Origin of the sequence: Lysinibacillus sp. UBA5994 (assembly GCF_002429725.1) — a bacterium.
GTDB lineage: Bacteria > Bacillota > Bacilli > Bacillales_A > Planococcaceae > Lysinibacillus > Lysinibacillus capsici.
Genome location: NZ_DJAU01000029.1, coordinates 64,949 through 74,570, shown reverse-complemented (window position 1 = coordinate 74,570; position 9,622 = coordinate 64,949). Strand labels below are relative to the sequence as shown.

Sequence of the window (9,622 nt, the reverse complement as noted above, 5' to 3'; positions counted from 1 at the left end):
ACAAGGTCCTGTCTTAAATGTCGGTCCATTTGGAAAGGATGCCCATCAAAAAACAGAACGATTGCATGTGGATAGTGCGTTTAAAGAGATGCCTATTATGATTGATACATTGATTAAAAGTTTATTTTAAATAAAAGAAACTTCATTCAAAATAGCTTTCATATCCTCTCATTTAAATTGTTACCTAATAATCTAAGATGACACAGTACAAAATAGAAAGAGGTTGTTATATGGATTTTGCCGCTTTAACAGGTAAAATAGCAGGGATTATCTGGAGTAACGCATTAGTTTATCTTTGCTTAGGAGCTGGCGTTTACTTTTCGCTTATTATGAGGTTTCCACAGCTGCGTCTCTTCAAAGATATGATTAAACAATTATTTAATAGAAAAACTTCGGCAAATGGCGTTTCATCTTTTCAAAGCTTTGCAATGGCATTGGGTGGACGTGTCGGAATTGGGAATATAGCTGGTGTAGCTACTGCAATTTATTTTGGAGGACCAGGGGCTATCTTTTGGATGTGGGTCATAGCCTTTTTAGGAGCTGGTGCTGCCTATATTGAGTCCTCGTTAGCCCAGGTTTGGAAACAAGAAATCGCAGGAGAGTATCGTGGAGGGCCAGCATACTATATTGAGAAAGGGTTAAAAAATAAGCCATTTGCTATATTATTTGCTATCGCTACAATTATAGCAACTGGTTTCACTGGTTCAGGTGTTCAAGCCTTTAATATTGCTGATTCAACAAAAAATGCCTTCGGGATTTCACCAATAATTACAGGTATTATTGTTTCTGCAATATTTGGATTTGCTATTTTTGGTGGTATTAAAAGGGTTGGAAAAGTTGCTGAATATGCTGTACCGTTTATGGCAACTGCTTACATACTTCTTGCATTCATTATTTTATTGATCAATATAAAAGAAGTACCTGCAATATTTGCTTTAATTTTCAGCTCTGCCTTTAATTTAAATGCTGCATTTGGTGCTGTTTTTGGAAATGCAATTATGTGGGGAGTAAAAAGAGGGGCTTATTCAAATGAAGCAGGTCAAGGTACTGGGGCACAGGCAGCTGGTACCGCAGAAGTATCTCATCCTGCTAAACAAGGGCTTGTCCAAGCATTCTCGGTCTATGTAGATACACTACTTGTTTGTACAGCTACAGCCATTATGATCATCTCCACAGGCAGTTACAATATTGCCCTTCCTAATGGGGGATTTTTGGTTGAGAATCTACCAGGAGTTGAAGCAGGTACTGCATTTGCACAAGAAGCAATTAACTCATTCATTCCTGGTTTAGGAAGTCCTTTTGTTGCTATCGCAGTATTTTTCTTTGCAATAACTACTATGCTTGCTTTTGGGGTATACACGGAAAGTAATGTTGCTTACTTATTTAGAAACAATAAAAACTTTGCTACTATTGCTATTGTCGTAAAAGTACTACTAGTTATCTCTATCTTTTTTGGAACGATTCGTTCCTCATCAACTGCTTGGAATCTTGCTGATATTGGTGTAGGTATACTTGCATGGTTAAACCTAATTGCTATTATTTTATTAACAAAGCCAGGTATAGCTACATTAAGAGATTATGAAGAGCAAAAGAAGTTGGGGCTTGACCCAGTCTTTATTCCCGAAAGATGTGGAATTAAAGATGCAGAATTGTGGAATGAAATAACTGAAAAAAACTATCCAGATCAATTAGCAGCATTAAAAGAAAAAGTTGGCGACTTGAAATAATTAAATGAACCCTGTAGTAGTCACAATAAGAAGTTGAAAAGTTGCTGCTATGCAGGGTTCTTGCTTTTTAAATTTCCATAGAATGAAGTTAAAATCTCTATCTTTCAGTTGGGAAATGCTTTACTTGATCAACTGCCTCTAATAATTTTTTTGTTACAATTTCTGATTCATCAATATGGCTTGTTAGAACGCGATTTGTTTCATCAAATAAAGCTGTCGTCCTATTAAATTTATGTATAACATCTTCGTTTGATAGCTTCTGATCTTTAATTGAAGCTAATAGCTCATTTATTCCCGTTTGAACATTTGTCATAATGTGCAGTAATTGATCAATTTTTACTGATGTTTTAGCACTTTTATCAATGCCTTCCGTTACTAGCTGCATGTTATTTTTATTATCCTCGTAAGCAAGTCCAATTTGTTCTTCGATTTTCTTTGTTAAATTAGCAATATCTTCTGTGCTTGTTTTCGTATTTTCAGCTAATTTGCGAACTTCCTCGGCAACAACCGAAAAGCCTTTACCATGCTCCCCTGCTCTTGCTGCCTCAATAGATGCATTCAAAGCTAGTAAATTGGTTTGATTTGATATTTCTCCAATAACATTTACAATTTCAGCTATTTGCTTTGAGCGCTCACTTAAATTACTCATGCTTAAAGACGTTTTTTGAGACTGCTCTCCCAACGCATCAATCAAATGCTCTACTTCCTGAACAGCATGCTTGCTTTCAACCGATAATGTCATCATTTGATCCGAGGAAGAGATTAATAAATTGCCTTTATCTAGGGCATTTTCAGAAATTTTATTGGAGTGAATTGTGCTATCCTCAACTTTATTAAACTCTCCTACAATATCTGCGACCATTTCTCCTAAAATAGTATGCTGGTCATTTACCTTGTTATGTTGTTCAATAGTTTCAATGATTTCCTTATGTAACTCATTTAAAAAAATTTGAAATTCATGATCTTTCTTATCCAGCTTTGCATTCAGTTCATCAATTTTAGCCTTAAATTGCTCTATATCTACTTTTTTTGTTTGGAACATTGTTAACACAGCCATCACCTCAGAAAATAGAATATTGAATATGTATTTATTTTACTGGATTTAAAGTAATTAATATACATCTTTAGAAAAAAACAAACACTCACTACTAACAACGACATAGCGTGATAGTAGTGAGTGTTTTGTTTTTTAATAGGCTAAACCAAATAAAGCTTTAATATGTGTTAAGTAACGAATATTAGAAGCTTCTTTCATTAATGTTGCAGGAAGGCCTTTAAGCTCTGTGTTGCTCGCACCAATTGTAGCAACAGCATCTTTACGACCTAAGCTTGCAAGTGTGCCAGAGTTTACAGCTGAGAATGCTTTCATGTCTTGGTTTTTGTATTGTGCAAATACATTATAACCAGCACATTCACCCATTTGCCATGCAACTTGTGCTGTTGGAGCGTATAGTGGACGACCTCCATCAGCTGGTAGTGCAACAGATGCATCACCAATAACAAAGACATCTTCGTGTGACGTAGATTGTAAGAATTCATTAATAGTTGCTTTTCCACGATCAGCAGCTAGACCTGATTCGCCTACGATTGGAAGTGGAGCTACCCCACCTGTCCAAACAAGTGTATTTGCAACAATTGGTTCACGGTCTTTTAAAGAAATAACGTTGCCGTCAACACCTGTTACTGGTGTACCTGTAATAAATTCTACGCCACGTTTAGTTAAGCTTTCAGTAGCGCGTTGGATAAGTGTATCTGGAAGAACTGGCAAGATTTTCGGACCAGCTTCAACAAGTTTAATTTTAAGATCAGCAAAATTAACACCATGTTTTGCAGCGATTTTCGGGAAGTTGTCCACGATTTCACCAACAAGCTCAACACCTGTTAAACCGCCACCACCAATAACGATTGTTGCATCTGCTTCATCTTTAGATTGTGCATATGCTTTAATGCGGTCTTCAATATGTTTGTTGATTTTATTGGCATCATTTACTGATTTCAGAACCATAGAGTTTTCTTCTAATCCTGGGATACCAAAGAATCCAGTTTGGCTACCTAAAGATACTACAAGTGTGTCATAAGTTAATGTATAACCATTATCTAAATCAACTTTTTTAGTATCTACATTAAATTTTGATACTTTCGCAATGTGTAGGTCGATATCTAAACCTTTAAAGATTTTTTTAAGTGGTAATGCAACAGCACCTTCTGCAATTGTACCACCAGCTAAACGGTGAAGCTCAGTGATAATTTGGTGTGTTGGGAATTGGTTTACTACAGTAATTTTAGCTTCATCAGCTGATAGATACTTACGTGCTGTTAATGCAGTTAAAACGCCAGCGTAACCTGCACCTAAGATGACGATTTCTTTTGACATGATTAATTAATCCTCCGTCCTTACGAATTGAATTTACCTTGAGTCTTATTTGGCTTTGCGTTCTGAGCTTACTTGTAAGAAAGCATTAACAAAACGGAAAACATTTTGAACTTGAGGGTCTTTTAACATTTTCACAAGACCGAATAAACCAATTACCTCATGGCTTTCAGATGCACGGTCTTTCGCTTCAATTGCAGTTGCTGCAAGGTTTTTCGCAGAGCCCACTACAGGACCAGCGATTTCTGTTACTGCTCCAACAGTATCGTTTTTAAGCACTTCGTCTGTTGCAACAGCTTGAGCAAACTCATATGATTTCGTTAATAATGTCATCATTTCAGTTAACTTTGGTAATTGCTCAACTAAAGTTGTTAGTGATTCTTGAACTTCAGGCTTTAATAATTGATCTAGTACATCTAATTGCTCTTTACTCACAGTTACTTGTTCAGCCTGTGTTTGGTTATTCGTTTCTGACATTTTGAACTCTCCTTTGCCATCACTAGTACTATTTTTTATTGCTTACATGTAAAAAAGACCATTAAGGTAAAACTTAACAGTCGTTACAGCGTATATCTTACACAATCACCAGTCACAAGGGCTGGATAGCGATTCGTATGACTTGTTATTACAATGTTTACTTTAAATCGCAAAAAGCGCATCATAATACCATCCTTATCTTGTCTTGGTGACATTACAACCTTCATTATAAGACTGTTTGTACATTATTTCAATGAGCTATATCACAATTTCGACAATCTTTTCAAAATTCATTGATTTCATCAACTATTAACTGTCTTGCTATAATAAATTTTCCAACGCATCGTAATTTTTTTTTGATAATTCCTTTTCCTGTCATCTCTATATCCCCTTCTCTTTGGAAAGCAGATAAACGACAGCTTTAGGTTTCTCTAGTAATATTCAATAAGGACGCTATATCTTTTTTGTTAGTGTCAATAGAAATGTATCCCTCTTGGCTAACAAAGTAGATTTTAGAATATAGGAGCTTTTTTTATTTTAATTTAATGACAATAACACGAACGTCTGTAACTGCTTCTAAGCTGTGCTTTTCAGATGGTTTTAAAGTTAAAATTGTATCTTGTGTTAAAATTTCTTCCACACCTTCAACAATAAAGCGAACTTCACCAAATTGAACAATAATTAGCACTTCATTGTCCGCACGATGCTCAGGAATTTTTTCACCTGCACGCAATTGAATGTTCAAAATATCTGCACCAGCGATACTCCCTAATTTACCAATATGTTTTGTCTTTTCTTCTAGCATTGCTTGGATTGGTATAATTGTCATTGTCATTCCTCCATTACACTGTTTTTATGCTATTATAGGTTCTTTTGATTTACGATGTTCCACTACTTTTTAGGCCACACCCCCACTATAATGAAGAATCACTCTGATTGTCTGTGACTTACATCACTAAAAAAGAAGTATCCCAAATGAATGAGATAACTCCTTTTACAAACCTATTTTGTGTTAACGTTTTTCAACAGAAAGCCAGAAGAAATTTGTTACTTCCTTTGCCGTCACATCTACTGAGCCTAGCAAAGTTTTACCATCCCCATCTTTAAAATACCCTACAGTCATCAATGCCATAAAGTTATGAGCGAAAAACTTTGCATTTCCTTTTCGAATTGTGCCCTTTTCCATCTCTTTTTGCATAGCATGCTCTATTGTTTGATACATACCATTTTCGGATGCTTGAACATGTCTCAGCTGCGATTCCGATAAATTAATGGTAGCCTCTTTCATAAAATTTTTCATATCAATATCGATAGTGGCTGATAAATGAACCTCAACGAGCTGTTCGAGTCGTTCTTTAAATGGTTTAGGCTGCTCTAAAATTTGTAGAATAGATAGCTTGATACGATCCATCATAGCGATTAAAGCAGATGTATATAAATCCCCTTTAGTTGGGTAGTAGTAATAGACAGTCGCCTTTGTTACGTTACAAGCCTTTGCTACATCATCCATTGAAATATTTTTGTAGCCCTCTTTAATAAAAAGTCTTGTGGCCGTTTCAAGGACAATATCTTTTGTAGGTTTCGCATTTTCATCATGGCGAGGTCTCCCGAGAACACGCGGTGATTGTTTCAACAAGTTCGCCTCCTTAATTAAGCATTCTTTTTACGCATATTATAACATATTAATATTTATGGATTGATTAATTAACCTTCTAGTATATATAATTAAATCACTTACATGAAATGGAGGTCTTTTGATGAAAAAACATCCACTTGAGCAATGGGGCTCAATGGTTGCAAGTAAAAAGGGAAGATTATTAGCACTAGCTTTTTGGGTGCTATTAGTAGTTGTATTCTCATTTGCTTGGCCACAAATCAATAGTATAGAAAGTGAGTCAGGCAAAAACTTACCTAATACCGAAATGTCTGAGCAAGCTGCGTCCATTATTGCAGAGCAATTTCCTAATGATGCTGGAACACCTCTATTGTTGGTGTGGCATCGTGAAAATGGCTTAACACCTGATGATTTTTCGGCTATACAAGGTGTATACAACGAGCTGCAAGCAAAGCCCTTAGCCCATCAAACAATGGTTCCACCATTTGATCAAATGCCACCTCAGGCTTTAATGGCTTCCGCTTCTGAAAATGGTACAACAATTGTTACACCTGTGTTTTTTGAAAAAGGTGTCGCAACAGATATGCTACAGGATAGTTTAGATAAGCTGACAAAAATAATGGAAGGCTATCAAGTCCAATTAGATGATAAATTATCAAGCGATGCACTCCATGTGCGCTATTCTGGACCAGTGGGAATTGCCACTGATGCTGTCAGTTTATTTTCACAAGCAGATGTGAAGCTATTGATCGCAACTGTATTACTCGTTTTAGTATTACTTATTATTATTTATCGTTCTCCATTGCTAGCTATTATTCCTTTAATTGTTGTAGGGCTTGCCTATGGTGTGATTAGCCCGACACTTGGTTTTTTTGCTGAACAGGGATGGATAGATAAAGATTCACAGGCAGTCTCCATTATGACTGTTTTACTATTTGGTGCAGGTACTGACTATTGTTTATTTTTAATTTCAAAATATAGAGAAATACTCTTTGATGTTGAGGATAAGACGGTCGCAATGAAGCTAGCTGTTAAAGAATCGGGTGGTGCTATTTTAATGAGTGCCCTAACAGTAGTTATAGGTTTAGCGACCCTTAGTCTTGCCCATTATGGCGCATTTCAACGCTTTGCCGTACCATTTAGTTTTGGTGTGCTTGTCATGGGGGTCGCAGCACTTGTTGTCCTACCAGCAATTCTTGTCCTTATTGGGCGAGTAGCGTTCTTCCCCTTCACTCCTCGAACGGAGGAAATGGCCAAGAAAAAGGGCAAGAAACAGCATAAGCCTTCACATAAGGTTAGTCATAAAATTGGTCATTTTGTTACCCATAAACCTTGGGTCGTTATCGCTGTAACTGTAATCTTACTTGGAGGGTTGGCGGCATTTGTTCCGCGAATTCAATATACATTTGATTTGCTTTCATCCTTCCCAAAAGATATGCCGTCTAGAGAAGGATTTACATTAATAGAAGAGAATTTTTCGCCTGGAGAACTAGCACCTGTTCAATTAGTAATAGACACAGAAGGTACTGATATCAATATCCAGCAACAACTTGAAGCTATCTCTTATATTGATAGTGTGGCAGATGTACAAATTGGCGAAAAAAATAAGAATATACACTTATATGAACTCAATTTCGATGCCAACCCTTATGCACAGGAGTCATTAGCTCATATTCCTGAACTACAAAAAGAGGTTATTAAAATACTAGAGGCACAAGGTCTCAACAACGCTGATAAACATGTTTGGCTTGGTGGAGAAACAGCTAGTCAATATGATACACAACAAATAACTAAGCGAGATGAAACAGTAATCATGCCAACCATGATTGCCTTAATCGCATTATTATTATTTGTCTATTTACGTTCTATTACAGCAACTGTTTATCTATTAGCGACTGTTATTATTTCTTATTTTGGGGCATTAGGCGCTGGATGGTTAATCTTACATCATATCATGGGGGCCGAGGCAATTTCTGGTGCTATTCCATTGTATGCTTTTGTGTTCTTAGTTGCTCTCGGAGAGGATTATAATATCTTTATGATTTCAGAGATTTGGAAAAAGCGCAAAACCACTGACCATTTAACAGCTGTAGAAGAAGGTGTTGTCCGAACAGGAAGCGTTATTACATCTGCTGGACTCATCCTAGCAGGTACATTTGCGGTGCTGGCAACATTACCGATTCAAGTGCTTGTTCAATTTGGTGTTGTGACAGCCATTGGTGTATTGCTCGATACATTTATTGTAAGACCATTACTTGTACCAGCCATCACAACAGTACTAGGTAAATATGCTTTCTGGCCAGGTAAGTTATTTAAAAAAGATGCCTAAATAGATAACACGGACATTAGCTAGGTATGATTGTCATACTTGCTCATGTCCGTGTTTTTTATATTAATACTATAAGCATTTCATCATATAATTATAGTAAATTGACCTTATTACATTCTATTTAAATAAGGAGTGGCATGCATGGATCTTCAAAAATTACAGAAACGTTTCCCATTATTAAGCCCCTTCTCAGGTAAAACTGATGGAAATTATGTATTTAATTTTGACAATCAGCTTTACGAAATTCCCATACACACAATGACACAAAATGAATATGAGCTATTGCGAATATTCTCAGGCCCCACTGTTTTATACGATAACTATGATATGATTTGGCTTGATTATTTTACAGATAAAACAGATATTGCTCCAACTAATCTTCCTATGCATCGTTTGTTATTTCTTCACTTTGATAAAGACTTTTCAACACCTACATTATTGCGTTCAGTCTTCGAAGCTTTACTTGGGAAGGATATTATACTGCTATCGCTTCAGCCACAATTATTTGGCATAATCGAGTGTATCGACTACAATGAGGAGTTTTTAGATTTGACTCATTATGTTAATCCTATAATGGCAGACTTAGAGACTCATTTTAAAATTTTTATTTCTGATATTATACACAACATCACCACAACCAAGGAACGATTTAACTGGTATGTTCACCTTCTACCATCCATTTGGACTTATACACCAAAGCATGTACTCACACAGCAAGAGCTTTTAGTGCCTTATATAACGCAGCATCTAGCCTATCAAGAGAAAGAAATTTTTATCTCCTCTATCCTAAAAAGAGCCACTTCTCAGCCAGAATTACTCCATACAATTAAGAAATTGATTGAATGCGATGGAAACATTACATTAGCCTCTAAAAAAATGTATATGCACCGTAATACCTTACAAAATCGCTTAGAAAAATTTCAACAAATGACGCAAAAGGATATTCGGCAATTTTCCCATCGGCTAGAAGTTTATCTCGCAATTATTTTCTTAGAATCACTTTAAGACCAACTGCACAAATTATGCCTTCAACACTGTGCAAGCTTTCCATATCACTCTATTCTAAAGTCATTTACAATGAAAATATGACTTGTAAAGGGGTG

9 protein-coding genes are annotated in these 9,622 nt (G+C 36.1%); 3 read left to right on the top strand and 6 right to left on the bottom strand.

Features of this window, described 5'->3' with window-relative positions:
- Positions 1-230: 230 nt before the first annotated feature.
- Complete coding sequence (locus B3D98_RS10425) at positions 231-1,727, top strand: alanine/glycine:cation symporter family protein (RefSeq protein ID WP_288582867.1); 1,497 nt, start codon at positions 231-233, stop codon at positions 1,725-1,727.
- A 97-nt stretch (positions 1,728-1,824) separates the two neighbouring features.
- Here B3D98_RS10425 and B3D98_RS10420 read toward each other — a convergent pair whose 3' ends face one another.
- The 6 genes from B3D98_RS10420 to B3D98_RS10395 all read right to left on the bottom strand — a co-directional run bounded on the left by B3D98_RS10420 (position 1,825) and on the right by B3D98_RS10395 (position 6,208).
- Complete coding sequence (locus B3D98_RS10420) at positions 1,825-2,784, bottom strand: methyl-accepting chemotaxis protein (RefSeq protein ID WP_288582865.1); 960 nt, start codon at positions 2,782-2,784, stop codon at positions 1,825-1,827.
- Positions 2,785-2,916: 132 nt separating this feature from the next.
- Positions 2,917-4,101 (bottom strand): NAD(P)/FAD-dependent oxidoreductase, encoded by a 1,185-nt coding sequence (locus B3D98_RS10415; protein ID WP_004227760.1) that lies wholly within the window; start codon positions 4,099-4,101, stop codon positions 2,917-2,919.
- Positions 4,102-4,146: 45 nt separating this feature from the next.
- A complete protein-coding gene (locus B3D98_RS10410; protein WP_004227758.1) occupies positions 4,147-4,575 on the bottom strand; it encodes a DUF1641 domain-containing protein in 429 nt (142 codons plus the stop codon).
- 83 nt (positions 4,576-4,658) lie between these two features.
- Positions 4,659-4,790 carry a hypothetical protein gene (locus B3D98_RS10405; protein WP_255349861.1) on the bottom strand — a complete coding sequence of 44 codons (132 nt, stop codon included), beginning with the start codon at positions 4,788-4,790 and terminating at the stop codon, positions 4,659-4,661.
- Positions 4,791-5,107: 317 nt separating this feature from the next.
- A complete protein-coding gene (locus tag B3D98_RS10400; RefSeq protein ID WP_048391859.1) occupies positions 5,108-5,404 on the bottom strand; it encodes a cupin domain-containing protein in 297 nt (98 codons plus the stop codon).
- A gap of 183 nt (positions 5,405-5,587) precedes the next feature.
- A complete protein-coding gene (locus tag B3D98_RS10395) occupies positions 5,588-6,208 on the bottom strand; it encodes a TetR/AcrR family transcriptional regulator (protein WP_115673868.1) in 621 nt (206 codons plus the stop codon).
- A gap of 124 nt (positions 6,209-6,332) precedes the next feature.
- Between B3D98_RS10395 and B3D98_RS10390 the strand changes: the two genes are divergently transcribed.
- Entirely contained in the window at positions 6,333-8,519 is a 2,187-nt protein-coding gene (locus tag B3D98_RS10390) for an MMPL family transporter (protein ID WP_288582861.1), read from the top strand.
- Between the two features lie 141 nt (positions 8,520-8,660).
- Positions 8,661-9,524 (top strand): PucR family transcriptional regulator, encoded by an 864-nt coding sequence (locus tag B3D98_RS10385; protein ID WP_288582857.1) that lies wholly within the window; start codon positions 8,661-8,663, stop codon positions 9,522-9,524.
- Positions 9,525-9,622 lie beyond the last annotated feature (98 nt).